This window comes from Nonomuraea sp. NPDC048916 (assembly GCF_040649575.1).
Lineage (GTDB): Bacteria > Actinomycetota > Actinomycetes > Streptosporangiales > Streptosporangiaceae > Nonomuraea.
The window spans coordinates 22,839-49,281 of the sequence record NZ_JBEZFS010000039.1; the positions used below are offsets into that span (position 1 = coordinate 22,839).

General features: G+C 69.8%; 29 protein-coding genes. 6 read left to right on the forward strand and 23 right to left on the reverse strand.

The genetic code is table 11. From position 1 onward, the window contains the following. Positions 1 to 22: 22 nt before the first annotated feature. The 6 genes from AB0C16_RS32075 to AB0C16_RS32100 all read right to left on the reverse strand — a co-directional run bounded on the left by AB0C16_RS32075 (position 23) and on the right by AB0C16_RS32100 (position 5,556). A complete protein-coding gene (locus AB0C16_RS32075) occupies positions 23 to 1,348 on the reverse strand; it encodes an NADH-quinone oxidoreductase subunit D (protein WP_357688414.1) in 1,326 nt (441 codons plus the stop codon). Between the two features lie 46 nt (positions 1,349 to 1,394). Beyond that, complete coding sequence (locus tag AB0C16_RS32080) at positions 1,395 to 2,039, reverse strand: NADH-quinone oxidoreductase subunit C (protein WP_357688548.1); 645 nt, start codon at positions 2,037 to 2,039, stop codon at positions 1,395 to 1,397. Positions 2,040 to 2,098: 59 nt separating this feature from the next. Beyond that, positions 2,099 to 2,650, reverse strand: a complete 552-nt coding sequence (locus AB0C16_RS32085; RefSeq protein ID WP_189124919.1) for an NADH-quinone oxidoreductase subunit B — start codon at positions 2,648 to 2,650, stop codon at positions 2,099 to 2,101. A gap of 2 nt (positions 2,651 to 2,652) precedes the next feature. Further along, a complete protein-coding gene (locus AB0C16_RS32090) occupies positions 2,653 to 3,048 on the reverse strand; it encodes an NADH-quinone oxidoreductase subunit A (protein ID WP_189124918.1) in 396 nt (131 codons plus the stop codon). Between the two features lie 76 nt (positions 3,049 to 3,124). Next, positions 3,125 to 4,381 carry a geranylgeranyl reductase family protein gene (locus AB0C16_RS32095; protein ID WP_357688416.1) on the reverse strand — a complete coding sequence of 419 codons (1,257 nt, stop codon included), beginning with the start codon at positions 4,379 to 4,381 and terminating at the stop codon, positions 3,125 to 3,127. A 458-nt stretch (positions 4,382 to 4,839) separates the two neighbouring features. After that, positions 4,840 to 5,556, reverse strand: a complete 717-nt coding sequence (locus AB0C16_RS32100; protein WP_357688418.1) for a demethylmenaquinone methyltransferase — start codon at positions 5,554 to 5,556, stop codon at positions 4,840 to 4,842. A gap of 78 nt (positions 5,557 to 5,634) precedes the next feature. On the opposite strand from AB0C16_RS32100, the gene AB0C16_RS32105 reads away from it, so the two are divergent. Beyond that, positions 5,635 to 6,846 (forward strand): hypothetical protein, encoded by a 1,212-nt coding sequence (locus AB0C16_RS32105; RefSeq protein ID WP_357688420.1) that lies wholly within the window; start codon positions 5,635 to 5,637, stop codon positions 6,844 to 6,846. Here AB0C16_RS32105 and AB0C16_RS32110 read toward each other — a convergent pair. Further along, complete coding sequence (locus AB0C16_RS32110; RefSeq protein ID WP_357688422.1) at positions 6,843 to 7,061, reverse strand: DUF4229 domain-containing protein; 219 nt, start codon at positions 7,059 to 7,061, stop codon at positions 6,843 to 6,845. The genes AB0C16_RS32105 and AB0C16_RS32110 overlap by 4 nt on opposite strands. A 256-nt stretch (positions 7,062 to 7,317) precedes the next feature. Here AB0C16_RS32110 and AB0C16_RS32115 point away from each other — a divergent pair, with 256 nt between their 5' ends. Next, the gene (locus tag AB0C16_RS32115) at positions 7,318 to 7,539 is read left to right on the forward strand and encodes a BldC family transcriptional regulator (RefSeq protein WP_181616591.1); all 222 of its coding nucleotides are present in this window, start codon (positions 7,318 to 7,320) and stop codon (positions 7,537 to 7,539) included. A 199-nt stretch (positions 7,540 to 7,738) separates the two neighbouring features. Here AB0C16_RS32115 and AB0C16_RS32120 read toward each other — a convergent pair whose 3' ends face one another. After that, complete coding sequence (locus AB0C16_RS32120) at positions 7,739 to 7,981, reverse strand: hypothetical protein (protein WP_189124913.1); 243 nt, start codon at positions 7,979 to 7,981, stop codon at positions 7,739 to 7,741. Between the two features lie 10 nt (positions 7,982 to 7,991). Continuing rightward, positions 7,992 to 8,942: a hypothetical protein gene (locus AB0C16_RS32125; RefSeq protein ID WP_357688424.1), complete on the reverse strand. Its 951-nt coding sequence runs from the start codon at positions 8,940 to 8,942 to the stop codon at positions 7,992 to 7,994. Positions 8,943 to 9,102: 160 nt separating this feature from the next. Here AB0C16_RS32125 and AB0C16_RS32130 point away from each other — a divergent pair, with 160 nt between their 5' ends. Continuing rightward, positions 9,103 to 9,408: a PLD nuclease N-terminal domain-containing protein gene (locus tag AB0C16_RS32130; protein ID WP_357688426.1), complete on the forward strand. Its 306-nt coding sequence runs from the start codon at positions 9,103 to 9,105 to the stop codon at positions 9,406 to 9,408. A 66-nt stretch (positions 9,409 to 9,474) separates the two neighbouring features. On the opposite strand, the gene ccsB is transcribed toward AB0C16_RS32130, so the two are convergent. The 5 genes from ccsB to AB0C16_RS32155 form a co-directional block, all read right to left on the reverse strand. Continuing rightward, entirely contained in the window at positions 9,475 to 10,449 is a 975-nt protein-coding gene (gene ccsB / locus AB0C16_RS32135; RefSeq protein WP_357688428.1) for a c-type cytochrome biogenesis protein CcsB, read from the reverse strand. After that, entirely contained in the window at positions 10,439 to 11,998 is a 1,560-nt protein-coding gene (locus AB0C16_RS32140; protein ID WP_357688430.1) for a cytochrome c biogenesis protein ResB, read from the reverse strand. The genes ccsB and AB0C16_RS32140 overlap by 11 nt, the downstream gene beginning before the upstream one ends. Continuing rightward, on the reverse strand, positions 11,998 to 12,720 hold the full coding sequence (locus AB0C16_RS32145) for a cytochrome c biogenesis protein CcdA (RefSeq protein WP_357688432.1): 723 nt from the start codon (positions 12,718 to 12,720) through the stop codon (positions 11,998 to 12,000). The genes AB0C16_RS32140 and AB0C16_RS32145 overlap by 1 nt, the downstream gene beginning before the upstream one ends. Continuing rightward, a complete protein-coding gene (locus AB0C16_RS32150; protein ID WP_357688433.1) occupies positions 12,713 to 13,279 on the reverse strand; it encodes a TlpA disulfide reductase family protein in 567 nt (188 codons plus the stop codon). Before AB0C16_RS32150 ends, AB0C16_RS32145 begins: the two co-directional genes overlap by 8 nt. 164 nt (positions 13,280 to 13,443) lie before the next feature. Beyond that, entirely contained in the window at positions 13,444 to 14,085 is a 642-nt protein-coding gene (locus AB0C16_RS32155; RefSeq protein ID WP_357688435.1) for a histidine phosphatase family protein, read from the reverse strand. A gap of 154 nt (positions 14,086 to 14,239) precedes the next feature. Here AB0C16_RS32155 and AB0C16_RS32160 point away from each other — a divergent pair, with 154 nt between their 5' ends. After that, positions 14,240 to 15,091: a DMT family transporter gene (locus AB0C16_RS32160; protein WP_357688437.1), complete on the forward strand. Its 852-nt coding sequence runs from the start codon at positions 14,240 to 14,242 to the stop codon at positions 15,089 to 15,091. Here AB0C16_RS32160 and AB0C16_RS32165 read toward each other — a convergent pair. Beyond that, positions 15,084 to 16,004 carry a LysR family transcriptional regulator gene (locus tag AB0C16_RS32165; RefSeq protein ID WP_357688438.1) on the reverse strand — a complete coding sequence of 307 codons (921 nt, stop codon included), beginning with the start codon at positions 16,002 to 16,004 and terminating at the stop codon, positions 15,084 to 15,086. The two genes, AB0C16_RS32160 and AB0C16_RS32165, sit on opposite strands and share 8 nt — an antisense overlap. Before the next feature lie 183 nt (positions 16,005 to 16,187). On the opposite strand from AB0C16_RS32165, the gene AB0C16_RS32170 reads away from it, so the two are divergent. Next, positions 16,188 to 17,129: an EamA family transporter gene (locus AB0C16_RS32170; protein WP_357688440.1), complete on the forward strand. Its 942-nt coding sequence runs from the start codon at positions 16,188 to 16,190 to the stop codon at positions 17,127 to 17,129. Here AB0C16_RS32170 and hemL read toward each other — a convergent pair. The 7 genes from hemL to AB0C16_RS32205 all read right to left on the reverse strand — a co-directional run bounded on the left by hemL (position 17,027) and on the right by AB0C16_RS32205 (position 24,477). Then, positions 17,027 to 18,316: a glutamate-1-semialdehyde 2,1-aminomutase gene (gene hemL, locus AB0C16_RS32175; RefSeq protein WP_357688442.1), complete on the reverse strand. Its 1,290-nt coding sequence runs from the start codon at positions 18,314 to 18,316 to the stop codon at positions 17,027 to 17,029. The genes AB0C16_RS32170 and hemL overlap by 103 nt on opposite strands. A 49-nt stretch (positions 18,317 to 18,365) precedes the next feature. Continuing rightward, positions 18,366 to 18,995, reverse strand: coding sequence for a bifunctional DNA primase/polymerase (locus tag AB0C16_RS32180; RefSeq protein WP_357688444.1), 630 nt, complete (start codon positions 18,993 to 18,995; stop codon positions 18,366 to 18,368). 128 nt (positions 18,996 to 19,123) lie between these two features. Further along, the gene (hemB, locus tag AB0C16_RS32185; protein WP_357688446.1) at positions 19,124 to 20,107 is read right to left on the reverse strand and encodes a porphobilinogen synthase; all 984 of its coding nucleotides are present in this window, start codon (positions 20,105 to 20,107) and stop codon (positions 19,124 to 19,126) included. Next, positions 20,104 to 21,648 (reverse strand): bifunctional uroporphyrinogen-III C-methyltransferase/uroporphyrinogen-III synthase, encoded by a 1,545-nt coding sequence (locus AB0C16_RS32190; protein ID WP_357688448.1) that lies wholly within the window; start codon positions 21,646 to 21,648, stop codon positions 20,104 to 20,106. The genes hemB and AB0C16_RS32190 overlap by 4 nt, the downstream gene beginning before the upstream one ends. Next, complete coding sequence (gene hemC, locus AB0C16_RS32195) at positions 21,645 to 22,550, reverse strand: hydroxymethylbilane synthase (protein WP_357688450.1); 906 nt, start codon at positions 22,548 to 22,550, stop codon at positions 21,645 to 21,647. Before hemC ends, AB0C16_RS32190 begins: the two co-directional genes overlap by 4 nt. Next, a complete protein-coding gene (locus AB0C16_RS32200; RefSeq protein ID WP_357688452.1) occupies positions 22,547 to 23,803 on the reverse strand; it encodes a glutamyl-tRNA reductase in 1,257 nt (418 codons plus the stop codon). Before AB0C16_RS32200 ends, hemC begins: the two co-directional genes overlap by 4 nt. Continuing rightward, complete coding sequence (locus AB0C16_RS32205; RefSeq protein WP_357688454.1) at positions 23,800 to 24,477, reverse strand: redox-sensing transcriptional repressor Rex; 678 nt, start codon at positions 24,475 to 24,477, stop codon at positions 23,800 to 23,802. Before AB0C16_RS32205 ends, AB0C16_RS32200 begins: the two co-directional genes overlap by 4 nt. Positions 24,478 to 24,588: 111 nt before the next feature. Between AB0C16_RS32205 and AB0C16_RS32210 the strand changes: the two genes are divergently transcribed. Beyond that, positions 24,589 to 24,834, forward strand: a complete 246-nt coding sequence (locus tag AB0C16_RS32210) for a glutaredoxin family protein (RefSeq protein WP_357688456.1) — start codon at positions 24,589 to 24,591, stop codon at positions 24,832 to 24,834. A gap of 6 nt (positions 24,835 to 24,840) precedes the next feature. On the opposite strand, the gene AB0C16_RS32215 is transcribed toward AB0C16_RS32210, so the two are convergent. Then, entirely contained in the window at positions 24,841 to 26,295 is a 1,455-nt protein-coding gene (locus AB0C16_RS32215; RefSeq protein WP_357688458.1) for an antibiotic biosynthesis monooxygenase, read from the reverse strand. Positions 26,296 to 26,443: the final 148 nt, after the last annotated feature.

Below are 26,443 nucleotides of genomic sequence, written 5' to 3' on the forward strand. Positions count from 1 at the left end.
ATTGTTCGTTCGCTGCGCTCACTCACCTGTCCACACCTCCCATGACGGGGTCGATAGATGCCACCGCGGCGATGACGTCGGCGACCTGACCGCCCTCCGACATCGCGGGGACGGCCTGCAGATTCGTGAAGGACGGCTCGCGGAAGTGCACCCGGTAGGGGCGGGTGCCACCGTCGCTCACCACGTGGGCGCCGAGCTCACCCTTGGGCGACTCGATCGGGACGTACGCCTGCCCGGCCGGCACCCTGAAGCCCTCGGTCACCAGCTTGAAGTGGTGGATGAGGGCCTCCATGGAGCTGCCCATGATGTGCGCGATGTGGTCGGGCGAGTTGCCGAAGCCGTCGGGGCCGAGCGCGAGCTGGGCCGGCCAGCCGATCTTCTTGTCCTCGATCATCACCGGGTCGCCCTTGAGCGGGCCGGCGATCCGGTCCAGAGCCTGCTCGACGATCTTGAGCGACTCCTCCATCTCCTGCATGCGCACCAGGTAGCGGGAGTAGACGTCACAGCCGCGCTGGGTGGCCACGTCGAACTCGTAGGTCTCGTAGCCGCAGTAGGGCTGCGACTTGCGGAGGTCCCACGGCAGGCCCGCGGCCCGCAGGATCGGCCCGGTGATGCCGAGCGCCATGCAGCCGGTCAGGTCGAGGTAGGCCACGTCGCGGGTGCGGCGCAGGTAAACAGGGTTCTCGTCGAGGAGCTTGCGGATGTCGTTGATCCGCCTGGGCATCTCCTTGAGGAACTCGCCCACCTTGTCGACCGTGCCCGCGGGCAGGTCGACGCTCACGCCGCCCGGGCGCACGTAGGCGTGGTTCATGCGCAGACCGGTGATGTACTCGAACAGGTCCATGACCATCTCGCGGTCGCGGTAGCCGAAGAGGAACGGCGTGGTCGCGCCCAGCTCCATGCCGAACGTGCCCATCGCGACCAGGTGCGAGGAGATCCGGTTGAGCTCCATCATCATCACGCGGATGGCCTGGGCCCGGTCGGGCACCCGGTCCTCGATGCCGAGCAGCTTCTCGACGGCGAGGCAGTAGGCCGTCTCGTTGAAGATCGGCGACAGGTAGTCCATCCGGGTGACGAACGTGGTGCCCTGGGTCCACGTCCGGTATTCCATGTTCTTCTCGATGCCGGTGTGCAGGTAGCCGATGACGCTGCGCGCCTCGGTGACCGTCTCACCGTCGAGGGTCAGCACCAGCCTCAGCACGCCGTGCGTGGACGGGTGCTGCGGACCCATGTTGACGACCAGGCGTTCCTCACCGGAGTCGCGGACCCCGCTGACGACCTCGTCCCAGTCGCCCCCGTTGACCGAGTAGACCTTGCCTTCGGTGGCCTCGTCGTAGCCGGTGGTCATGAGTGATCCTCGCTTCGCTCGTCAACGCTCAGCTCGACACGCTCGCTCACGAGTACGACCTCCTGTGGTCGGGCGAGGGGATCGTGGCGCCGCGGTATTCGACCGGGATGCCGCCGAGCGGGTAGTCCTTGCGCTGCGGGTGACCGTCCCAGTCGTCCGGCATCATGATCCGGGTCAGACCGGGATGGCCGTCGAAGACGATCCCGAAGAAGTCGTACGCCTCGCGCTCGTGCCAGTCGTGACCAGGGTAGACGCCGACCGTCGATGGAATGTGCGGGTCGGCGTCAGGGCAGCTCGCCTCGACGCGGACGCGCCGGTTGTGCGTGATCGAGCAGAGGTGGATGACCGCGTGCAGCTCCTCGCCCACCAGGTGCGGGTAGTGGACGCCGGTCACGCCGAGCGAGAGCTCGAAGCGCAGGGCCGGGTCGTCGCGGAGCTTCTGGCAGACCTCGACCAGGCGCTCGCGCCTGACGTGCAGGGTGAGCTCGCCCCGGTCGACGACCACGCGCTCGATGGCGTCGTCGAGGCCCAGGGTGTCGACCACCTCGTCGAAATAGCCGCCGTAGGGCCGGGGCGTCGACAGCTGCGGCGCCCGGCGCACGACGAGGCCGGCGTAGCCGGAGGTGTCGCCGGAGTCGCTCACGCCGAACATCCCGCGCCGGACGACCGGCGCGTCGGTGGCACTGGGCACCTTGGCGACCTCAGGCCCCTCCGCCGAAGCGGGGACCTCGGGGAGATTGTCTGGCGAGGTCACTTCGCGGCCCCCTGGTCGATCAGCGGCAGCGTGCGCAGCGCCCGCAGTTCGAGCTCATCGATCTGCTTGGCCCGGTGCGCGCCGAACTTCATGTTCTGGATCTTGTCGTGCAGCTTCACGATCGCGTCGATCAGCATCTCGGGCCGCGGCGGGCAGCCGGGCAGGTAGATGTCGACGGGCACGACGTGGTCGACGCCCTGCACGATGGCGTAGTTGTTGAACATGCCGCCGCTGGAGGCGCACACGCCCATCGCGATGACCCACTTGGGCTCGGCCATCTGGTCGTAGATCTGCCGAAGCACGGGGGCCATCTTCTGCGACACGCGGCCCGCGACGATCATCAGGTCGGCCTGGCGAGGAGACGCCGAAGCGCGCTCCATGCCGAAGCGCGCGAGGTCGTAGTGGGGGCCGCCGGTGGCCATCAGCTCGATGGCGCAGCAGGCGAGACCGAACGTGGCCGGCCACACGGAGTTCTTGCGCGCCCAGCCCGCGGCCTGCTCGACCGTGCTGAGGATGAACCCGCTGGGGAGTTTCTCTTCAAGTCCCATTTTCAGTCCCAGTCCAGACCCTTGCGACGCCACACGTACGCGTACGCGACGAGCACGGTGAGGATGAACAGCAGCATCTCCACCAGCGCGAACACCCCGAGGCCCGAGGAGAGCACGCTGCCCGCGTCGTTCGTCAGCGGCGCGAAGGAGACGGCCCACGGGTAGAGGAAGATGATCTCGATGTCGAACACGATGAAGAGCATCGCGGTGACCATGTATTTGAGCGGGAACCGTCCGCCACCGACCGGCTGGGGCGTCGGCTCGATGCCGCATTCGTATGCGTCAAGCTTGGCGCGGTTCCAGCGCTTGGGACCGGTGAAGGGGGCGATGGCGACCGAGAAGATCGCGAAGCCCCCCGCGAGAACGGCGAGCACCAGGATGGGCACGTAAAGGTCCATCGCTACGCCTCCTCCGGAGTCGCCGCGCGCGCGGGCGCGCAGCCTGATCTATGCGTTTGCCTGGCAAGTCTGAGATTCATGCTGGTGGCGCGACCTTCGAGAGTGCGTTGATGATCTTGTCCGACGCATCGCCCCGCCGGTCGGTGAGATTACCAAGGAGTTTGAGTGCGAAGCGCATCAGCCTCGGGTGGGGCAACCCGTGCCGGGTGCCGAAACTCATCACACCCGGCTTCCCAATCGCCTCGACGAACCACCTGCCCAAGGTGAAATATCCACCGTAAGCTTCCTTCAGCACCCGAGGGTACGTGCGCAGGACGCGTTCCCGGTGCGCGGGGGTGGCGCCACGGAGCGCCTTCGCGACCACCTCGGCGGCGATCTCGCCCGTCTCCATGGCGTACGCGATGCCCTCGCCGTTGAACGGGTTGATCGCCCCGCCCGAGTCGCCCACGAGCACGAGACCGCGCGTGTAGTGCGGCTGACGGTTGAAGGCCATCGGGAGAGCGGCGCCCCGGATCGGGCCCCGCATGTTCTCCTCGGTGAATCCCCACTCGGCCGGCATCGCCTTGCACCACCGCTTCAGCAGGTCGCGGTAGTCGATGTTGCCGAAGTGGGCGCTGGTGTTGAGCAGGCCCAGCCCCACGTTGGAGGTGCCGTCGCCGACGCCGAACACCCACCCGTAGCCGGGCAGCAGCGTGTCGCTGTCCCAAAGCTCCAGCCAGGTCTCGAGGTAGTCGTCGTCGTGGCGCGGGCTCTCGAAGTAGGTGCGTACGGCCACGCCCATCGGGCGGTCCTCACGCTTGTGCAGCCCCATTCCCAGGGCCAGCCGCGTGCTGTTGCCGTCGGCGGCCACCACCACCCGGCCGCGGTAGGTCACCCTGTCCTTGGTCGTCACGCCCACCACGTGACCGCTGCGGTCGTCGAGCACCGGCCCGGTGACGTTGACGCCCTGCATCAGGCGCACCCCGCCGTTCTTGACGGCGTTGACCGCGACGATCTCGTCGAAGTCCTTGCGGGTGCGCACCAGTCCGAAGTCGGGGAACCGTTCGAGCCGCGGCCAGTCGAGCTCGAACCGCAGCCCTCCGCCGACGACCCGGAGCCCCTTGTTCCTGATCCAGCCGGGAGCGTCGATGTCGACGCCCATGTTCATCAGCTGCTTGACCGCCCGGGGGGTGAGCCCGTCTCCGCAGACCTTCTCCCGGGGGAACCTGGTCTTCTCGAGGAGCAGCACGTCGAGCCCGGCCCGAGCGAGGTAATAGGCGGTCGCGGAGCCGGCGGGACCAGCGCCGACGACGATGACGTCGGCGTCAGCCTGATTGGCTGTTGACACGGTCACTGGACTGTCCTGTCCTACACGGTCGAAGGCTTGGGGGTGTCGCGCCTTCGTTCCTTTGTGAACCCCTTCACAAACTTGTCGGCCCGCAGTCTAACCCTTTTCGAGGACAAAGTGGCAGTCGGAGCGGCGGGCATGACCAAATCAGGCCCCCCGGACACCGGCGGACGACCCAACCTTGATCAACATCTGCCACGAGCCCTCGAGAACGTCGTCGCGGACCCCCGGCGAGGAGCGCTCGCACCCGCTGCTGTCAACCCGGCGGGAATTACGGCGGGAACATTCCGCGGCATGCCCTGAGAATGGCCCGGAGAAGGCGGAACCCGCAGGAAGAAGGCGTTACTCAAGGCGTCCATGGCGAAAGAGCCATGACGGAAGAGCCTTGGCGGAAGAGCGACGCCAAAGAGTAATAGGACACGGCTGCGGCCATCGACGCGGAGGACAGCCGCTCACCATCGACTTCAGGCGGGCTTGAATCCCCTGTGGACGGCGACGATGCCCATGGTGAGGTTGCGCCAGGCCACCCGTCGCCAGCCGGCCTCCTGAATCGTGCGCGCGAGCGCGGGCTGGTCGGGCCAGTCTCTGATCGACTCGGCGAGATATTCGTAGGAGTCGTCGTTGGACCCGAACACCTGGGCCACCTTCGGCAGGAGCCTCATCAGGTATTCGCGGTAGACCCGGTCGAACAGGGGGACCGTCACGTGGGAGAACTCCAGGATCACCAGCCGCCCGCCCGGCCTGGTCACGCGCAGCATCTCGCGCAGCGCCCGCGAGGTGTCGTGCACGTTGCGCAGCGCCACCGAGATCGTCACCGCGTCGAAGACGTCGTCGGCGAACGGCAGCCGCATCGCGTCACCGGCGACGAAGGGCACGCCCCGGCCGGTCAGCGCGTTGCCGCCATGACGTCGCACACCGGTGCGGAGCATGCCGAGCGAGAAGTCGGAGGCGATCGCGCGCGCGCCCAGCGTGGTGAACGCGTCGGTGGACGTGCCGGTGCCGGCTCCGAGGTCGAGGACGACCTCGCCGGGCCCCGCGTCGACGGCGGCGGCCACCGCCCGGCGCCAGAACCGCACCTGCCCCAGGGAGATCACATCGTTGACCAGGTCGTAGCGCCGGGCCGTGCGATCGAACATCGCGGCGACCTCGTCCGGCTGCTTGTCCAACTGAGCGCGCGTCATGTCCCCAAGCCTATGGCTATCCCGACAATCAACCGAAAGTAGTCACGTGACTACTCTATGTCTGCTAGAACTTGGCGAATGCTTGCCCGTGCCGCCCTTGCGGCGTTCATCGCCCTCGCTCCAACCGCGCACCCGCGTGTGGTGACGGCCGATCCGGTCGACAACACCCCGCACGTGCTCGACGGCATCGTCAACAGCATCGCCCTGGTCGACGGCACCGTCGTCGTGGGCGGCTCGTTCAGCGAGGTGGCCGACTCCTCACGTTCGTTCTCGGTGATGCGCGACAACCTGTTCGCCTACGACCTGGCCTCCGGGCGCATCCTGCCGGACTTCGCGCCGGATGTGGAAGGGACGGTGTACGGCCTGGCCGCCGGCGACGACGGCACCGTCTACGTGGGCGGCGACTTCCCCATGGTCAACGGCGAGCGGGCGAAGGCGCTGACACGGCTCCGGGTGGCCGACGGCTCCATCGTGCCCGGGTTCGATCCCGGTGTCGCGGGCGGCATGGTGACCACACTGACCAGGCGCGGCTCCCAGCTCTACGCGGGCGGCGACTTCACCCGGCCGCGGACGGCGCTGGCCAGGCTCGACGCCACGACCGGCGCGGCCGACCCGAAGTTCGCGATCGAGCCCGGGGCGCCGCTGACCCCGAAGGTCAAGGTCTACGCCATCGCCGCGACGGCCGACCGGCTCGTGGTCGACGGCAGCTTCACCACCCTGGACGGCAGATCACGACCCCAGCTCGGGCTGATCGACATCCGGAGCGCCACGGCCAGGGTCGCCCGCTGGCGGACCGGCGCCTACGCGACCAAGTGCATGGACGTGTTCCCGTCGTACGTGCGAGGGCTGGACGTCTCGCCGGACGGGTCCTACTTCGTCGTGGTGACCACGGGCGGTCCCACGAGCGGCAAGCGGATGTGCGATTCGGCGGCCAGGTTCGAGACGCTCACCAGGAGCGAGGACGTCCGGCCGACGTGGATCAACCACACCGGCGGCGACTCGCTCTACTCGGTCTCGGTGACAGGTGCGGCCGTTTACGTCGGCGGTCATCTGCGATGGCTGAACAACCCCGGGGGCCGCGACTCTGCCGGGCCGGGGGCGGTGCCCCGTGAGGGCATCGGCGCCATTCATCCGCGTACGGGAAGGGCGCTCGGCTGGAATCCGGGACGGGCTCGCGGGATCGGGGTCAAGGCGTTTCTCGCCCATCCGGGTGGCCTACTGGTTGGTAGTGACACGACGAGACTCGGCGGGGAGTACCATGCCCGGATTGGCATGTTCCCCCTGCCCTAGTCGCCTTGCGGCTTCGGCCGGTCGATCTTGTCGCTGATACGCGCGCTCAAGGCGTCGCGCTGCTTTGACAGCAAGACGTAGCTGACCACGCCGCTGACCAAGAAAGACACTCCGATCAGCAGCAACGGGTATCTCATGCCGAGCAGGTAGAGGACACCCATGGTCACCAGGAACAGGACGATCCGCGACGCGGTGTAAACGAGAACATGACGCACCCTGTCGAGGTTACTCGCCCGACAGTGCGGTCGCTCTTCGCGTCCGGCGCGAGCGCTGCTACTGTGCCCAGTTAGGGAGTTTCGTAAAGAAACACCCACGAGAGCCCCAAAGAGGCTCTATCATATAACAATCGGGCAGTCAGCTGATAACAACCCGTGATCTTTGTCGAAAACCACGGATAAATCAGGCTTCGCTCGACACACTAGTTACCTGTCCGCCCGCTGGCAGGAAGCGGGATGCGAGGGGGAGAGATTGGTGGAGAGTAGCAGCGAGCGTCTGCTGACCCCGGGAGAGGTTGCCGCCCTCTTCCGGGTAGACCCAAAGACGGTTACGCGCTGGGCTGCGGCAGGCCGCATCAGTAGTATCCGCACCCCCGGAGGGCATCGGCGGTTCCGCGAGTCGGAAGTGCACGCCCTTCTCCGAGGCGAGGACGTTCTTACGGCCGACAGGCCAACAGGTGAGTCCCCGCGCGTCTGACGTTCCGTCACCATCGGTGATCCTGTGAGGCAGGATCACCGCGACGGAATGCCGTCCTGGAATGTGCACGGCATGGAAAGGCGCCAACCGCCGATCGTGGCTGGCGCCTCTCCAGGCCTGTGACACGCCCTCCAGCCCGGCCCGGACCATACCCGACCCGGAAGGCCTTCCTCCTGCCGCCAAGGCCTCCCCGGGACCGCTAGGCCTCTTCCTGCTCCGCCTTGAACGCGAGGAACTCCTGCTCCAGCTCGTCGTTGCCGGCCTGCCACAGGCGCCGCCGCTCGGCCAGCTCCTCCTCCGTCAGCGACTCCGGCAGCCACTGGTCGTATTCGGGGTCACCAGGTTCGAGCTCGACGTACGCGTTTCCGATGAGCCGCCCGTCTTCGCTGGTCAGGCTCCGCGGCACGCGCAGGGTCCCGTCAGCGAGCCGGATGACGTGCATGGCTGATCACCTAGATTCCGTAGCGCCGGTTGAAGAACAGCATGACGTTGAGCGCCATCCGCGTGTCGCCCTTGAGCATGTCGAGGAGTGCCGGCCGCTGGCGCGAGGCGATCGCGGCGAAGGCGTCGGCGAAGAACTCCTTACGGCCCAGCCCGCCTCCCTGACGATGGAAGGCCGACGCCAGCAGCGGCGTGACCTCCTCGTACAGTGCCACGAACGCGGGCGAGTCGGAGACCCAGTCGCCGTAGGCCGAGTCGACGTCGTCGATGGCGTGTCCGACCTCGTGCATCATCACGTCGGGCGTGGGTGACGGCCGGTCGCCCACCACGATCTTGCGATCGCCATACGCCCCCGCGCAGATGTCCCACGAGGCCCGTCCCGACGGCAACGGGGCGCCGCGCAGGTAGCCCATGTCGTCGAGGTCCGGCACGCCGCCGGGGCCCACATAGATCCCTTCGAGCCCACCGGCCAGGAGTTCCTTCAGCCGGTCGGGCAGCCTGGCGAGGCTCTCCACGGCCCGTACGACGTCGGCCGGAGGAGGTCCGAGGCGCGCGTCCCACTGGCGGTGCAGGATCGCCTCCAGCTTGCCGCAGTGGCGCAGCCCGTCGCCCATCGAGGGCACGTCGGGCCGGTTCGGCTGCGCCCTGGGCGGTGTGTCGTCCAGCTCGAAGTCGTGCCAGGTGTACTGGGGACGCTCGGCCACGGCCGCGGACAGCCGCTCGCCGCCCTCCCAGCGCTGGCGGCGTTCGCGCGGCCGGACGCCCTCTCGCGTGGCCGGACGCGGGCGCTGGGTCTCCTGGGCGCCGGCGCGGCGGTCGGCGCCGTTGCGGGACGGCCGGTCGTTCACCCAGAAGGAACGGTCCGCCTCCGGGGGCGCCTCCCTGCGGCGGGAGAAGAGGTATGACCCGCGTCGCCACCAACGACCCCGCCGATGGCGGCCCTTGTCGTTAGAAAAGGCCATCGCACCTCTCCACGCGAGCCGCCGGGCGGCTGGAAGGACTGCCCGGGGAAGGCGGACTCCGCTGAATCGTGTTCTACCGTACGACGCCGATCACCCCTAGTCACCCGAAATGGTGCATGTAGCTGACACGATCACGTCGCGGATGGCTTACAGTTCGGGCATGGCAGGTGTCCTTGTCGGCCTGGCGCTACTGGCCTTCTGGCTCTACTCGTTGTTCGACGTCATCACCAGTCCGGAAGAAGAGGTTCGGAACGTACCAAAGCCGCTGTGGGTGATGATCGTGGCTTTGATCCCGGTTGCGGGTGGGCTGCTCTGGCTGCTCCGCGGCCGCCCCCAAGCCCCGCGTTCCGACCGGCAGTCGGCACCACAGGCCGGCCCCGCACGTCCGGCCGCTCCGCCCAAGGGCCCCGACGACGACCCCGAGTTCCTCCGCGAGCTCGAACGCCGCATGCGCGGCGACGACTGACCGCACACCGAAGAGGCCCCCGGTTCATCCGGAGGCCTCCCACGGCGAGTTCGTACGAGCCTCAGCTCACACGTCGGCGTAGCTGTGCAGCCCCGAGATGAGGATGTTCACGCCGACCAGGTTGAACATCAGGCAGGCGAACGCCACCAGCTGGATGATCGTCGCCGGCCGGCCGCGCCAGCCGCCGGTGGCCCGCGCGTGCAGGTAGGCGGCGTAGGCCACCCACGTGATGAAGGACCAGACCTCCTTGGGGTCCCAGCCCCAGTAGCGGCCCCACGCCTTGTCCGCCCAGAGCGCGCCCGCGATGACGGCGAACGTCCACAGCGGGAAGGCCACCACGATCGCCCGGTGGGCCACCCGCTCCAGGTCGGCCCGCGACGGCAGCCGCGACAGACCGTCACCCCGCACCAGATAGAGGCCCCCCGACGCCGCGGCCACCACGAACAGGCCGCTGGCCAGGATCGCCGCGCTGACGTGGATGGCCACCCAGTAGGAGTCGAGCGCGGGCACCACCGGACCGGCGGACGTGTAGAGCAGCAGCGCCGCGAAGCCGAGCCCCAGCGCGGCCGCGACCATGACGAAGGCGCCCAGGAACCGCACGTTGTAGCGGAGTTGCGTGAGGAGGAAGGCGGCCACCGCGGCGAAGCAGATCGCCACGACGAACTCGTACATGTTGCCCCACGGCCACCGCTCCACGGCGAGGCCGCGCGTGAGGATGGCGGCGAGGTTGGCCGCCATGCCCAGCCAGCCGAGCGCCAGGCCCGCGACACCGGCCATGGCCGCCCAGCGCGGCGGCTCGACCCCGGCCGGCTCGGCCGAATCGGCCGGCTCGGCGGGCTCGGCGGGCTCGGCGGGCTCGATCGACGCCCCACCGGAGCCCGCCCCGACGGCGACGGGCCGCCTCGCGGGCACGGCGGGCGCGTTGGCCCGGACCCGCCCGAAGGCCAGCTCCAGCGCGAACGCGATCATGGAAAAGAGGTAGAGCAGGACGGTGACGACCACGAACAGGTCGCTCACCTCGGCTAGCTGCTCAGCGGACATCCTTGTCTCCTGCTGATAGGACCTTCACGATGTCGTCGAACTCCTCGGCGAAGCCCGCCGCGGAGCCCTCGGTGCGGGTCAGGCCGCCCACCTCGACCGTGCCGTCCTTGACCCGCACCCACACCCGGCGACGCCGGATCGTCAACGAGAGCGCGATGGAGACGGTGGCGAGCGCGGCGAACACCAGGGCGGGCACCCGGCCCGGATCGTAGGCGATCTGGAGCGTGATCCACTCCTTGACGCCGGTGAACTCCAGTTTGCCCGCCTCCTGCGGCAAGTCGAGCGACTGGCCGACGGCGAGCGGCTTGGGCACGGCGGTGCCCATGACGAGCGGGGTGAGCTTGCTCATGAGCTCGGGCGGCGCGAGCTCGTAGACGGACTGCGGCTTGCCCGAGCGCATCCCCAGGTCGCCGGAGAAGGCCCCGAGGACCTGCACCTCCGGCTGGATCGCGCCGGGGAAGGCCGAGGCGTGGCCGCCGTCGGTCAGCGGCACGCTCGTCGGCAGGAACCGCAGCAGGAACCCGAGCTGCTGAGGCTGGGCGTCGGGCACCTTGACCACGCAGCCGGAGGTGAGCGTGGGTCTGTCCTCGATGAGGCACGGCACCGGCCCCTCGAAGGCCACCTCACCCTTGCCGTCGGTGATCCGGAACACGGGCGCGTAGCCGTGGCCGATCAGGTAGGTCTGCGTGCCGTTGACTTCCAGCGGCTCGTTGACCTTGAGCTCGTAGGGCCGCTCGGACGCCCCCGGCGAGTCGTTGACCTTGAGGAAGGCGGAGAAGTCGAGCTCCTGCCCCTTCTTGTCGCCCTCGACCTGGTAGGTGGCCAGGAAGTCGGTCAGCTGGAACGCGAACGGCTCCAGCGACTCGGCGGACACCTGGCTGCCGGGGATGAACCGGTCGTAGGCTGCCACGGTGTTGGCGAAGCCGTCGCCCTCGACGATCAGGACGTTGCCGCGGTAGCCGTACAGGGAGCCGAAACCCACGGCGACCAGCAGGCCGAGCAGCGAGATGTGGAAGACCAGGTTGCCGGTCTCGCGGAGGTAGCCCTTCTCGGCGGCCACCCACCCGTCGCCGGTGTCGACCCGGAAGCGGCGCTTGCGCAGCCGCCTGGCGGCCTCCTCGACCGTGAGGTCGCCGGAGAAGGCGGCCGAGTGCGGCAGCCGCGACAGGTTGCGCGGCGCGGCGGGCGGGCGGCGGCGCAGCTCGCGCAGGTAGGTCGAGGTGCGCGGGATGATGCAGCCGATCAGCGAGGTGAACAGCAGCAGGTAGATGGCGGCGAACCAGACGGAGGTGAAGACGTCGAAGAGCTGGAGCCGGTCGTACCACTCGGCCAGCGTCGGGTTCTCCTGGTAGAGCCGCGCCACCTTGTCGGGCTCGACCCCGCGCTGCGGCACCAGCGAGCCGGGCACGGACGCCAGCGCGAACAGGAACAGCAGGATCAGCGCCGTCTTCATCGAGGTGAGGGTGCGCCACGCCCAGCGCAGCCAGCCCAGCGGGCCCAGCCCGGCCGGCTTGACCGCCCGGGCCTTCTCGAGCTCGTCGACGGTCATCAGATCACCGGCCTGAACGTGCCGATGAGCCCCTGCATGCTCGCGATGATCTCTCCCCACAGGCCGGTCACGAGCAGGACGCCCACGGCCACCATCATTCCGCCGCCGATCCTGGTGATCAGGCGGGAGTGCCGCCGGACGGCCCGGAACGTACGCAACGCCCTGCTGTAGGCCAGGGCCGCGGCCACGAAGGGCAGCCCGAGCCCCAGGGAGTAGGCCACGGCGAGCAGCGCTCCCCTGGACGCGCTCCCCTCGTTGAGCCCGAGCGTGAGCACGACCGCCAGCGTGGGCCCGATGCACGGGGTCCAGCCCAGGCCGAACACCACCCCGAGCAGCGGTGCCCCGGCGAGCCCCGCCGAGGGCAGCCGGTGGATGCGCACGTCGCGCATCAGCCCGGGCAGCACGCCGAGGAAGGCCAGCCCGAGCAGAATCGTCAGCACGCCGAGCACCCGCGTGATGATCTCGGCGTTGCCCAGCATCGCCGAGCCGAGCCCGCCGAAGATCGCCCCGCCGAGCACGAACACGGCCGCGAACCCGGCCACGAACAGCGCCGTGCCGAGCACCAGCCTGCCCCGCTTGGGGTCGGCGCTCATGCCCGTCACGTAGGACAGGTAGCCGGGCACGAGCGGCAGCACGCACGGCGACAGGAACGACACGATCCCGGCGAGGACCGCGATGGGCACGGCCAGCAGCAGCGAGCCGGAGGCCACGACGTCACTCATCGCGCACCTTGGTCACCGTGTTCATCAGGTCGGTGTAGCGGACCTCGCCGAGCGCCCGGGCGGCGATCCTGCCCTGCTTGTCGATGATCAGAGTGGACGGGATGGCCGCGGGCGGCACCGTGCCCTGGAAGGCCAGCGCGATCTTGCCTGGCTGGTCGAAGATGCTGGGGTAGCCGGTCTGCTCGGTGCGTTCGAACGCCAGCGCGTCGGCCTTGCGGTCCTTGAAGTCGACGCCGATGAACTCGACCCCGCTGGCCTTGGTCTTGGCGGCGACGTCCTTCAGCACCGGCGCCTCGGCCCGGCACGGCCCGCACCAGGACGCCCAGAAGTTGAGCACCACGACCTTGCCCTTGTGGGCGGCCAGCGACGCGGTGCCGCCGTCGAGCGTCGGGCCCTCGACCGCGGGCGCCGCCTGGCGGTCGGCCGCGGCGAAGACCTGCATCTTCCCATCGCCCGCGACGAACCGCGTGTCGCCGGCCTGAGGCTGCCCGCCCGGGTTGCCCGCGCAGCCCGCGGCGAGGGCCGCGAGCAGGACGAGGGAGATGGACTTCGCGCGCACGGGGAAGATCTCCTTGTACTACAACGGGTAGAGCTTGCAACTCTACCGGCGAGGCCGGGCGCCCAGGACTCTGGGGCCTTCCGGCTCGGGCGGTCAGGCCGGGGCCTCAGGCCGGGACTCAGACGGGGCCTCAGACCAGGGCTCAGACCGGGGCTCAGACCAGGTCAGGCCCCGGGAATCGCCGACCCCTGGGCGAGCGATCCGGCGGGCTCGCTGTAGCCGACGCTGACCAGGCGGTCTCCGTCGAAGGTGAACGTGGTGAGGCTGGCCAGCCCGCACTGCCTGCGCCTCGGGTCGTGCCAGAACCTGCGCCGCCCCTCGGCCGCCATCCTGATCGTCCAGATCGGCAGTTGGTGGCTGACCAGCACCGCCTCGTGGCCGCGCGCCGCCTTGCGGGCGTCGTCGACCATCGTCCGCATGCGCTCGATGATCAGCGGATAGGGCTCGCCCCACGAGGGCCGCATCGGGTTCCAGAAGTAGCGGTAGTTACGCGGGTTGCGGAGGATCGCCAGGCCCTGCCCGACCATGCGGCCTTCGAGCATGTTGCCGGCCTCGATCAGCCGATCGTCGGCCTCGGGTTCGAGGCCGAACGTCGCGGCCAGCGGAGCCGCGGTCTCCATGGCCCGCTCGAGCGGCGAGCTGTAGAGGGCGACGATGTCGCGGGCGGCCACCGCCTTGGCGACCGTCTCGGCCATCAGGCGGCCGGTCTCGGACAGGTGGTAGCCGGGCAACCTGCCGTAGAGGATGCCGCCGGGATTGTGCACCTCACCGTGACGCATCAGATGGACGACAGTGGTTTCAGCCATGGTGTGCTTCAGCCTATCCGCTCCCCTGCCGCTCGCCACTCCCGGCCTGAGCCCCCCTGGCCGGGTCCGGTCTGGCTCTTTCCTCCTCATGGCCGGAAGGTAAAGTCGTGGTCATCTCGATCAGAACCCAAGGTGTGAGCAGGAAGTCGCCCGCGTGAGTCCGTGGGCGCTCGTCCTCGTCCTCGTGGCCGCCGTGACCCACGCCTCGTGGAACGTGCTGAGCAAGCAGGCCGCGCGGGCCGACGGCATCGTGTTCGTCTGGCTCGTCGCGCTCGCGTCCACGGTCGTCTGGGGTCCACTGTTCGCCGGTTTCCTGCTGGTCACGGGCACCCGGCCCGACCTGACCGACCTGGGGTTGATCGCCGTCAGCGCGGCCATCCACCTCGGCTACTTCGTGCTGCTCCAGAAGGGGTACGGCAAGGGCGACCTGTCGGTCGTCTACCCGGTGGCGCGCGGCACGGGGCCGATGCTGGCGAGCCTGGTCGCCGTGCTGGTGCTGGACGAGCATCCCGGTCCCGCGGGCGTGGCGGGGATCGTCCTGGTCGGGGTGGGCGTGTTCATGATGAGCGGGGGCGGCCGGGGCGACCTCAGAGGTCTGGCGTTCGGGCTGGTCGTGGGGGTGTTGATCGCGGGCTACACGATCTGGGACTCCCAGGTGGTGAGCGCCTTCGCGGTGGCGCCGCTGATGCTCGTCTACGCCGGGGAGGCCGGGCGGGCACTCATGCTCCTGCCGGTCGTGCTCGGCAGGCGCGAGCTGATCCTGCCCACCTGGCGCGAGCACCGGTGGCCGGTCCTGGGGGCGGCCGTGCTCAGCTTCCTGTCCTACCTGCTCGTCCTGTTCGCCTTCACGATGGCGCCGGTCAGCGTGGTGGCCCCGGCTCGCGAGGTCAGCGTGCTGGTCGCGGTCCTGCTCGGCGGCCGGCTGCTCTCCGAGGGCCACCTGCCGCGCAGGCTGATCGCCGCGAGCGTGATCCTCGGCGGCATCGTGGCGATCGCGCTCAGCTGACCGCCCAGGCGTTCTCCTGGCTGCGGCTGGCCTCGGCGAGCGCCTCGACCGCGGCCCTGATCGTGGGGCGGCGGGCGGCGTCGGTGCGCCAGACCGCGTAGATGCGGCGCGACTGCCTGGGCCGGATGGGCACGATGCGCACGCCGTCGGGCACGCAGTCGCGTCCGAGCCGCGGGATGATCGCGCAGCCGAGACCGGCGGCGACCAGCGCCATCTGGGTGGGATATTCGTCGGCGTTGCAGTGGATCTCGGGCTCGATCGAGGCGTTGCGCAGCGTGAAGACCAGCCAGTCGTGGCAGACGGTGCCGGGCGTGGAGCTGATCCACCGCTCCCCGGCCATCGCGGCCAGCCCGACCTCCTTGCGGCCGGCCAGCGGGTGATCCGCGGGCAGCACCAGGTCGGCGACGTCGTCGAGCAGCGTCGACCTCGACAGGCCGTCGGGCAGCGCTATCGGCCGGTTGAGCCAGTCCTGGATCACGCCCAGGTCGAGCTCGCCCCGGGCGACCTCGCGCACCACGCGCTCCGGCTCGCGCTCGTTGAGCTGGACCAGCAGGTCGGGATGCCGCTCCCTGAGCCCGGCCAGCGCACTGGGCAGCAGCCCGCGCGCGGCGGTGGGGAACGCGCCCATGTTCAGCCGGCCCACGACCTCGCCCCGCAGCGCCTCGAAGTCGGCCTCGGCGGTCTCGACCAGCGCCAGGATGCGCTCGGCGTGCTCGGCGAGCAGCCCGGCGGCGTCGGTGAGCCGGACGCCCCGGCCGCTGCGCTCCATCAGCCGGGCGCCGGTCTCGCGCTCCAGCTTGGCGATCTGCTGTGACACGGCCGACGGCGTGACCATCAGCGCGTCGGCGGCGGCGGCCACGGAGCCGTAGACATGAACGGCGTGCAGTGCCTTGAGCCGGTTCAGGTCCAACATGTAAGCCAGCCTAAAGGGTTAAGCGTAGAAAGTCTCGCTTGTCTTCCAATCTGTAGCGGATGAAAATATATGCATGAGAAACATTAAGCCGAAGCAGCAGCAGTCCTCCTCCGTCTCCTACCTCAAGGTGCTGGCCGAGCAGGCCCGCGAACTGCGCGTTCGCTACCAGAAGTCGCACGCTGCGTGACCCCGCGCCACCTGGTCCTGGCCATCGGCCTGGCGGCCGTGTGGGGCTTCAACTTCGTGGTGATGGAGGTGGGCCTGCGCCACTTCCCGCCCCTGCAGTACGCGGGACTCAGGTTCGCCCTGGCCGCCTTTCCCGCCCTGCTGTTCGTGGGGCGCCCGGCGGTGCCGTGGCGGTGGATCGCGGGAGTGGCGGCCACGCTCGGCGCGGGACAGTTCGGCCTGCTGCTCATGGGGATGCGGGCCGGCATGCCCGCCGGGCTCACCTCGCTCGTCCTGCAGGTGCAGGCCATCTTCACCGTGCTGTTCGCGGTGACACTCCTCGGCGAACGGCTCAGCGCGCGCCGGGTGCTCGGGTTGACCGTCGCCTTCGGCGGCCTGGCCCTGGTCGCCTACGACTTCGGCCTGTCGGGCCCCGTGGGCGCCTTCGCCCTGTGCGTGGCCGCCGCCGCGGCGTGGGGGCTGGGCAACGTGGCGCAGCGCAAGGCCGCGCCGCCGGACTCGCTGCGCTTCATGGTGTGGGTCAGCGCCCTGTCCGCGCCGCCGCTCCTCGCGCTGTCGTTTCTGCTGGAGGGGCCGCCCTCTCTGGTCGCCCCGGCGGAGGGATGGCTGTCGCTGGGGTACGTGGCCTTCGTCTCCACGCTCGGTGGGTTCGGGCTGTGGGGCTGGCTGCTACGCACGTACGACGCCTCGACGGTGGCGCCGTACACGCTGCTGGTGCCGGTCTTCGGCATCTCCTCCGCGGCCCTGGTGACCGGTGAGTCGATCTCCTGGGTCAAGCTCGTCGCGGGCGCCCTCATCGTGTCGGGGGTGTTGTACGCCGGCACCCGCGGCCGGGCTCAGAGAACCGAGGCGGCGGCCTTGGCGGCGGACGGCAACGCGTCGGTCACCCGGGCCAGCGCCTCGTCGTCGTGGGACGCCGAGAGGAACCACGCCTCGTAGGCCGACGGCGGCAGGTAGACCCCCTGGTCGAGCATCGCGTGGAAGAACGCCCGGAACGCCTCGGTGTTCTGCGCGCGAGCTCCGGCGAAGTCGGTCACCTCGTCGTCGGTGAAGAAGATCGAGAACAGGTTGCCCGCCCGCTGCAGCCGGTGGGAGACCCCTGCCGCCGCGAGCGCGTCGGAGGCGGCCTGGCCGACCGCCAGCGCCGCCGCGTCCACCCTGGCGTAGGCGTCGGCGTCGAGCGCGCGCAGCGTGGCCAGCCCGGCGGCGCAGGCCAGCGGGTTGCCGGAGAGCGTGCCCGCCTGGTAGACGGGCCCCTCGGGCGCGAGGTGGGCCATCACGTCGGCTCGCCCGCCGAAGGCCGCCGCCGGCAGGCCGCCGCCCATGACCTTGCCGAACGTCATCAGGTCGGCGTCGACCGGGTCGAGGCCGTACCAGCCGGCGGGCGAGACCCGGAAGCCCGTCAGCACCTCGTCGACGATCAGCAGCGCGCCGTTGGCCGTGCACAGCTCGCGCAGCCGGGCGTTGAAGCCCTCGCGCGGCGGCACCACGCCCATGTTGGCCGGGCACGCCTCGGTGATGACGCAGGCGATCTCGGCCGAGGCGAACGCCTCCTCGACCGCCGCCGGGTCGTTGTAGGGCAGCACGATCGTGTCGGCCGCCGAGGCCCCCGTCACGCCGGGGGTGTCGGGCAGGCCGAACGTCACCACCCCGGACCCGGCCGAGGCGAGCAGCGCGTCGACGTGGCCGTGGTAGCAGCCCGCGAACTTGATGATCTTGGATCGGCCGGTGAAGCCCCGGGCCAGGCGTACCGCGCTCATGGTCGCCTCGGTGCCCGAGCTGACCAGGCGGAGCCTCTCGACGGGCGCGACCCTGCCCACGATCTCCTCGGCCAGCTCGACCTCACCCGGCGTGGCAGTGCCGTAGCCGAACCCGTGGGAAGCCGCCCGCGCGACGGCCTCGACGACCTCGGGGTGGCGGTGGCCGAGGATCATCGGCCCCCAGGAGCAGACCAGGTCGACGTAGCGGTTGCCGTCGACGTCGGTGATGTAGGGCCCCTGTCCCGCGGCCATGAACCGCGGTGTGCCGCCGACCGCGCCGAACGCGCGAACGGGTGAGTTGACGCCTCCCGGCACGACGGCGCGGGCGCGGGCGAACAGGTCCTCGGACTTCTTTGTACGGCTCACGCGTCCAGATTAGTCCCGGACCGCCGCGCCGCCTTCGCCGGGAAAGCCACTAGTCGGCGAGAACGTCCAGGATGCGCAGCGGATCGGGCAGGGGCCGGCCGTCGGGCGGGCGCAGCCAGGAGACGGGCTGGCCGGTGGGAAGCGTGGAGGGCGGGGCGAGGACGTAGCTGTCGCGGCAGTGCCAGCGCAGCCCCGGCGTGTCGTCGATGGTGGCCGGGTCGCAGTCGAGCTGGCAGGACCACCACTCGTCCTCGTCCTCGGGATTGCCGCGGGTGGCCACATAGAACAGGACCCGGTCGCCGTTGGCGGCGACCGGGCCCGAGTGTGCTCCGCCCGCGTCGATGCGGGACAGGGCCGCGAGGCCCGTGGGAAGGGGTACGTCGAAGACGTCGAACACCCGCCCGGTGGGCAGGATCACATTGGCCTCGGGCTCGCGCTGCCACCAGCGCGTGAGCTGCGTGGGGTCCGTCGTGGCCTGGACGTTCCAGGCGGGCGAGACGGGATGCGCGCCGGGGTCCGGACACCCGAGCCGGTCACAGGAGCACGCGCGGGAGCCGTGGCGCAGCGGGTGGGCACCGGGCACGACCGGCCAACCGAGAGCGGCGTAGCCCAGCACGGAGTCGATCCGAGTAGGGCGAGACCGTTTTCTGGTACGCCGAGCGAGTGGTACCCCCACCATGGTGTCTCCCGTCGAGTTTCCGCGCCTGAAGCGGCCCCGTCTCCTGGCCATTAGCGCATGCGGGGCACACCAGCACTTGTTACGCACTCTAACGCACAGGCCCCACGAGTTGACGGGAAACCCCCTCGTTAGAGGGTGCGCGCCACCTCGGTCGCCCAGTAGGTCAGGATGAGGTCGGCGCCCGCCCGCTTGATCGCGACGAGGGATTCCATGATCATTCGTTCGCGGTCGATCCATCCGTTGGCCGCGGCCGCCTCGACCATCGCGTATTCGCCGCTGACCTGGTAGGCCGCGACCGGCACGTCCACCGCGTCGCGGAACTGCCTGATGACGTCGAGATAGGCCAGCGCGGGCTTCACCATGACCGCGTCGGCGCCTTCGGCCAGGTCGAGGCGCACCTCGCGGAGCGCCTCGTCCAGTGGGCCCGCGGGGTCCTGCTGGTGGGTGCTGCGGTCGCCGAACCGGGGGGCGCACTCGGCGGCGTCGCGGAACGGCCCGTAGAAGGCGGAGGCGTACTTGGCGGTGTAGGCGAGGATCGGCACGCCCGCGAACCCGTCGGCGTCGAGGGCGGCGCGGATGGCCCCGACCTGGCCGTCCATCATGCCGCTCGGCGCGACCATCTGTGAGCCGGCCCGAGCCTGGGCGACGGCGATGGACGCGTAGCGCTCCAGCGTCGCGTCGTTGTCTACGTCGCCGCTGTCGGTGAGGATCCCGCAGTGGCCGTTGTCGGTGAACTCGTCGAGGCACGTGTCGGCCATCACCACGACGGTGTCGCCCACCTCGGCGCTGACGTCGCGCAGGGCCACCTGCAGGATGCCGTTGGGGTCGTCGCCCGCCGAGCCGCGCGCGTCCTTGACGGCCGGGATGCCGAACAGTATCAGCCCGCCGACCCCGGCCTCGGCCGCCTCGTGGGCGGCCTTGCGCAGCGAGTCACGGGTGTGCTGGAACACGCCGGGCATCGAGGCGATCGGCGCGGGCTCGTCGATGCCCTCCTTGACGAACATCGGCAGGATCAGATCTGCGGGATGCAGCCTGGTGCCGGCCACCATCCGCCGCATGGCCGCGTTGCGGCGCAGCCTGCGGGGACGGGCGACAGGGAACTCGGCACTCACTTGGCTCTCCTCCTGGCTCCTCTTCGGTTCTGGGAAGGACGCCGCGGGGTGTCGCCGGCGGCCACGGCCGCCTGGCGCTGCTTCGCACCGTACTCGGCCAGCGCGGCCGCGAGGGCCGAAGCCGAAGGTTTGTCGGCCATGACATCGACGCGCAGCCCGAACTCCTCAGCGGTGCTGGCGGTCTGCGGCCCGATGACGGCGATCACGGTGACGTTGTGCGGTTTGCCCGCGATGCCCACCAGGTTGCGCACGGTCGACGACGAGGTGAAGAGCACGGCGTCGAACCCGCCCCCCTTGATCGCCTCACGGATCGGCGCGGGTGGCGGAGCGGCGCGCACGGTCCGGTAGGCCGTGACGTCGTCGCATTCCCAGCCTAGCTCGGTGAGCCCGGCCACCAGGGTGTCAGTGGAAATATCGGCACGCGGCAGCAGCACCCGGTTGATCGGGTCGAGCATCGAGTCGTACGGCGGCCACTCGTCCACCAGGCCCTCCGACGACTGCTCGCCCGAGGGCAGCAGATCGGGCTTGACCCCGAACTCGACCAGGGCCCGCGCGGTGGCGTCGCCCACGGCGGCGACCTTGAGCCCGGCGAACGCACGGGCGTCGAGGCCGTATTCCTCGAACTTCTCGCGCACCGCCTTGACCGCGTTGGCGCTGGTGAACGCCACCCACTCGTAGCGGCCGGTGACGAGCCCCTTGATCGCGCGGTCCATCTGCTGCGGAGTGCGCGGCGGCTCGACCGAGATGGTCGGCACCTCCTCGGGCACCGCGCCATAGGAGATGAGCTGCTCGGTCAGGCTCTTGGATTGCTCCTTGGTGCGCGGCACCAGCACCCGCCAGCCGAACAGCGGCTTGGTCTCGAACCACGACAGTTTGTCGCGCTGCCCCACGGCGTCACCGACCACGATCAGCGCGGGCTCGGTGATGCCGGCGTGCTTGAGGTCGGCCTGCAGCCTGCCGAGCGTGGAGACGACCGTGTATTGCTCGGTGGTGGTGCCGCCGCTGCTGACCGCGACCGGGGTGGAGTCGGACCTGCCCCCGGCGATCAGCGCCTTGCCGATCGGGACGGCGTCGGCGACGCCGTTGTAGATCACCAGCGTGCCCGGGCAGCCGGCGTGCGAGGCCCAGTCCTGGGACTGGGCGGCGTCGACCACCCTGAACTCGGGCACGGACGTCGCGGGCGGGATGCCCGCGTAGGCGAGCACGGCCGTCGCCGGCGGCACGCCGGGCACGATCTCGAAGTCCACCTCCGCCGCGACGCAGGCCGCGACCTCCTCGGTGATCGAGGAGAACAACATCGGGTCGCCCTCTGACACGCGCACGACAAGCCGGCCCCGCTTAGCGTGGCCGACCACGTCGCCTGGCACCACCTCGACACCCGTGCGGCAGTGCCGCAGCAGCGCGCCGAACCGCTCCTCGTCGACCACGACCACATCGGCCTTGCCGAGCAGCTCGGCGCCGCGGAGCGTGAGGAGGTTGGGATCGCCGGGACCCGCGCCCACGAAGGCGACGAATCCGGAGGCTGGACTATCGGAGCTCAATGGGAATGCTCCCCCATCAATCTGTCGGCCCCTTCGGCGATCATCTCTGCCGCGAGGACGCGGGCCAGATCGACAGCCTCCGAAGGAGAACCGGCGGCGGACTTGCGGATCGCCCGTTGGCCGTCGAGAGCGACGACCACGGCGGTCAGGTTGAGAGTCTGCCCGTCATCGAGGGCGAACGCACCCACGGGTGCCGAGCATCCGGCCTCGAGATCGGACAGGATGGTGCGCTCGGCCGCCACCGCGGAACGGGTCCGCGGGTCGTCGAGCACGCCGAGAAAGTCGATCAGGTCGCCACGGTCGGACAGGCACTCGACGGCCAGGGAGCCCTGACCCGGTGCCGGCGTCAGCTCCTCGACCTCGAAGATCTGGGCGATCTCGGCGGTGCGCCCGATCCTGGTCAGACCGGCCGCGGCGAGCACGACGGCGTCGAGCTCGCCCGAGGTTACCTTGCCGATCCGGGTGTCGGCGTTGCCGCGGATCGGGACGTACTCGAGGTCCGGCCGCATCGCGCGGAGCATGGCGACCCGGCGCGGGGAGCCGGTGCCGACCTTGGCCCCGGCGGGCAGGTCGGCGAACGCGACCGGGCCGACCAGCGCGTCGCGGTGGTCGTGGCGGGCGGGAAGCGCGGCCAGGGTCATCCTGGGGTCGGGCTTGGTCGGCAGGTCCTTCAGCGAGTGGACGGCGAAGTCGATCTCGCCCTCGAACAGCTTGTCGCGCAGCGCGCTGACGAACACGCCGGTGCCGCCCAGCTGGGCCAGGTGGGCCCTGCTGACATCGCCGAAGGTCGTGATGCCGACCAGCTCGATGTCCCGCCCGGTGCGCTCGGTGTAGGCGTCGGCGACCATCTGGGACTGTGTGGTGGCCATCAGGCTGCGCCGGGTCCCCAACCGCAGCGTCACAGCTCCACCTCCCTCACGGCTCGGGGCATCTTCGGATCCAGGTCGAACAGCTCGCGCAGCGCTTCCGCATAATGATCGCCTCCGGGTGAGGTGGCGAGCTGCTTGACACGCACGGTCGGCTCGTGGAGCAACTTGTCGACGACCCTCTGCACTGTCTGGGTCACCTCGTCTCTGGTCTTGCGGTCGAGATCGGGCATACGCAGCAGCAGGCGGCCCAGTTCGGCCTCGACCACGCCCGCCGCCTTACCGCGTAGCGCCACCACGGTCGGGGTGACCTTGGAGGCACGTCCGGCGTCGAGGAACGCGGCCAGCTCGCGGGTGACGAGCTCGCGCACCGACCGGACCGCGTCGCCCTCGCGCGAGCCGATGCCGGACTCCTGGATCGTCTCCAGGTCGACCAGCGTGACGCCCGGCACGGCGCGCACCTCCGGGTCGATGTCGTGCGGCAGCGCCAGGTCGAGCAGGAACGCCTCGCGGGACAGCATGTCGGGAGTGATCACGTGGTGCCCGGCGCCGATGCAGGTGATGACGATATCGGCCGTCGCCAGCTCTCGGGGAACCGCGGCGAACTCGACCGCCCGGCCGCCGACCGTCTGCGCGAGACGTACGCCTCGGTCGTAGGTGCGGTTGGCCACGACGATGTCGGTCACGCCCGCGCGCGCCAGGGTGGCGGCGGCCAGCGAGCTCATCGAGCCCGCGCCGACCACCAGCGCCCGCCGGCCGGGCAGCTCGCCCGCCAGCGCGAGCCCGGCGCTGACCAGCGAGGCGCCGGCCTGGTCGATGCCGGTGTCGGTGTGGGCGCGCTTGCCCACGCGCAGCGCCGACTGCACCAGCTCGTTGAGCGCGGCACCGATCGTGCCCTGCTTCTGCGCCAGCTTGAGCGCCCTGCGGACCTGGCCGAGGATCTGGCCCTCGCCCACCACCATCGAGTCGAGGCCGCACACCATGGAGAACAGGTGCTCGACGGCTTGGTCCTCGTAGTGGACGTACAGGTGCGGCCTCAGCTCGTCACCGGGCACGCCCGAGTGCACGCTCAGCAGGTCGCTGATGGAGGTCACGGCTGCGTGGAAGCGGTCGACCGCCACGTAGACCTCGACCCTGTTGCAGGTCGAGACCACCATGGTCTCCGCCACGCAGATGTCCCGCTGCACGTCGTGCAGGAGTTTGACGAGCGCGTCGCCGGTCACCGAGACGCGCTCCAGCATGGCCACCGGTGCTGTCCGGTGGCTGAGTCCGATCGCCAGAATGCTCACTGGCTTTCCACGGCCATGAGTGGCCCCCCTGCTTTGCGTTGCTCGTGGAACGCAAGGATCTGCAGTTCGATTGATAGGTCGACTTTACGGACATCGACGCTGTCAGGCACGGAAAGCACGACGGGAGCGAAGTTCAGGATGCTGGTCACACCGACGGCGACGACCCGATCGCAGACTTTCTGCGCTGCCGCCGCCGGAGTCGCCAGGACCACGATCGAGACTCCACGCCGTTGGATCACAGCTTCCAGTTCGTCAATGTGTTCAACATTCAACCCCGCTATGTCGTCGCCTACCACCTCGGGGTCGGCATCGATGAGCGCGGCCACCCGAAAACCTCTGGAGACGAACCCGCCGTAGTTGGCGAGCGCACGGCCGAGGTTACCTACTCCGACGATGGCCACGGCCCAGTCCTGGGTGAGACCGAGCTCGCGGGAGATCTGGTAGACGAGGTATTCGACGTCGTAGCCGACGCCCCGGGTGCCGTACGAACCGAGATGGGAGAGGTCCTTGCGGAGCTTGGCCGAGTTGACTCCGGCGGCCACCGCGAGGTCCTCGGAGCTCACGGTCGCGATGCCTCGCTCGGCCATCCCGTGCAGCGCCCGCAGGTACAACGGGAGCCTGGCGACCGTTGCCTCGGGTATGCCGCGATCACGGGGGTGGGACGGGCTCTTCACGTGCCGGAGCTCCAGGGAAGCGGGCGGTCGGTGACCGCGATGGGATAGAACCGTCTTTCAGGTTAATCCCTTTGTGAACCGACGCACAAAGTGTGGCGCTACGGTGGAGTCATGCATCACATCACCTTGCTCAGCCGACCCGGCTGTCACCTGTGTGACGACGCCCGAGCGGTCATCGCCCGGGTGGCCGGTGAGCTGGGTGTGCCGTGGGAGGAGGTCGACATCGACACCTCCGACGAGCTGCGGGAGAAATACTGGGAGATGATTCCCGTCACACTTGTCGACGGGGTCCAGCACGACTTCTGGCGGGTCTCCGAGGAGCGCCTGCGGGCCGCGCTCGGCGAGCGTAACGTCTAGAGCCGTCTAGAACATCGCGGTCGGCAGCGGCACGACCTTGGCCGCGTTGACGTTGAGCTCGATGATGTTGGTGGCCAGCACCATGGCCTGGCGGTCGTTGACGAAGCGCTCCACGTGCGGCTGGCGCTGGTGGTCGCGGTAGGCCACCTCGTCTCGGTAGAGCTCGTAGACGATGCGCTGCAGGGGGGCCGACTTGACCGCGTGGCAGGCGTAGATCAGCGTGTCGGGCTCGCCGCGCCGCACCGCCTCGACGGTCTGCTCGGCCAGCCGGTCAAACGCCTCACCCGAGCCGTCCATGAGCGTGAAGACGGTCAGCATGCCGTAGATGCTCGGCGAGGGCTTGCCGGAGACGGCCTGGGGCTGGACCTGGGGCTGGACCTGGGGCTGGACCTGAGGCTGGATCTGAGGCTGGGGTGGCTGCTGCGGCTGCGCGCTGTAGGCGCCGGTGGCGAACAGCTCGGCGCCGGGGTAGACCGCGCCGGTCGCCGGCATGGCGTAGTCGGGCGCGGATGTGCCGTGCCTGCCGTTCATGATGTAGCCGGTGGAGGGGCCCGACTCGGGTGGGGGCGCCATGCGCGCGGCGTAGTCGACCTCGCGGTCGCCCGCGCGGTATTCGGCCACCAGGTCTCCCAGCCCGGACGACCTGCGGGGCTGGACGGACGGCGGCATCTCGCTCGCGACGACAGGGTCGGGCCGCGGCTGGGGTGCCGGGACGGCCCGGTGGCCGGCCTGGGCTCGCTCGGCCCGCCGGGGGGCGATCATCTCGTCGTCGTCCTCCTCCTCGTCGTCGTACGGCGCCAGCGGGCGCAGCACGGAATACCAGATCGCGGCGGCGGCCACGACGAGCAGCGCCGTCGTGAACAGGCCCGGCACCGCGAAGCGCATCGCGCCCAGGAGCGCCAGGCTGGACGGCACGATGACCAGCACCGCGTGCAGGTTGTCGGTGTCGTAGTCGTCGCCGTCGCGCCACCGGAGCGCCGCGACCACCAGGGCGCCCAGCAGGATGAGCCCGGTGATGGTGTGGGCGCCGATCAGCAGCTTGTCGGGGATGAGCCCCCAGTGCCCGGCGGCCGTGGGCAGCGCCTTGGTCATGTCGTCGGTCTTGCGCACCGGATCGACGAGCAGGATCACGCCGGAGACGATGGTGAACGCGATGCCGTAGAGCCAGGCGGCGAACTTCGGCGGCACCTTCTCGGCGAGCAGCTGGATCAGGCCGATCGACAGCCAGAGCGGCGCCAGGAGCGACCCGGTGAGCTGGTAGAGCTTGAAGGTGACCGACCCGAATCCCACCAGGTGGCCGATCGCGATCATCGCGAGCGACAGGCACAGCGCGGCCACCGCGACGGTCCAGGCGATCAACCACCCCTCGGGCTCGTCGCGCAGCCGGCGAACCAGCGCACCGGCTGCGATCGCGGCGAGGAGAGCACCGGCGAAGGCGATGACAGCAACGAGGATCTCCATGGTGACTCCAATGCTGCCGGACTATGCCTCCCAGCCGGTAGCCGAAGAGGGAACGGATCGATCCACACGCTATCCGCCGGTTACGGCAAGTCATGCCTCAGGGAAGCGGATTGTGGAATTTCCAGTTGATTTCTAGAGTGTTCGAGCA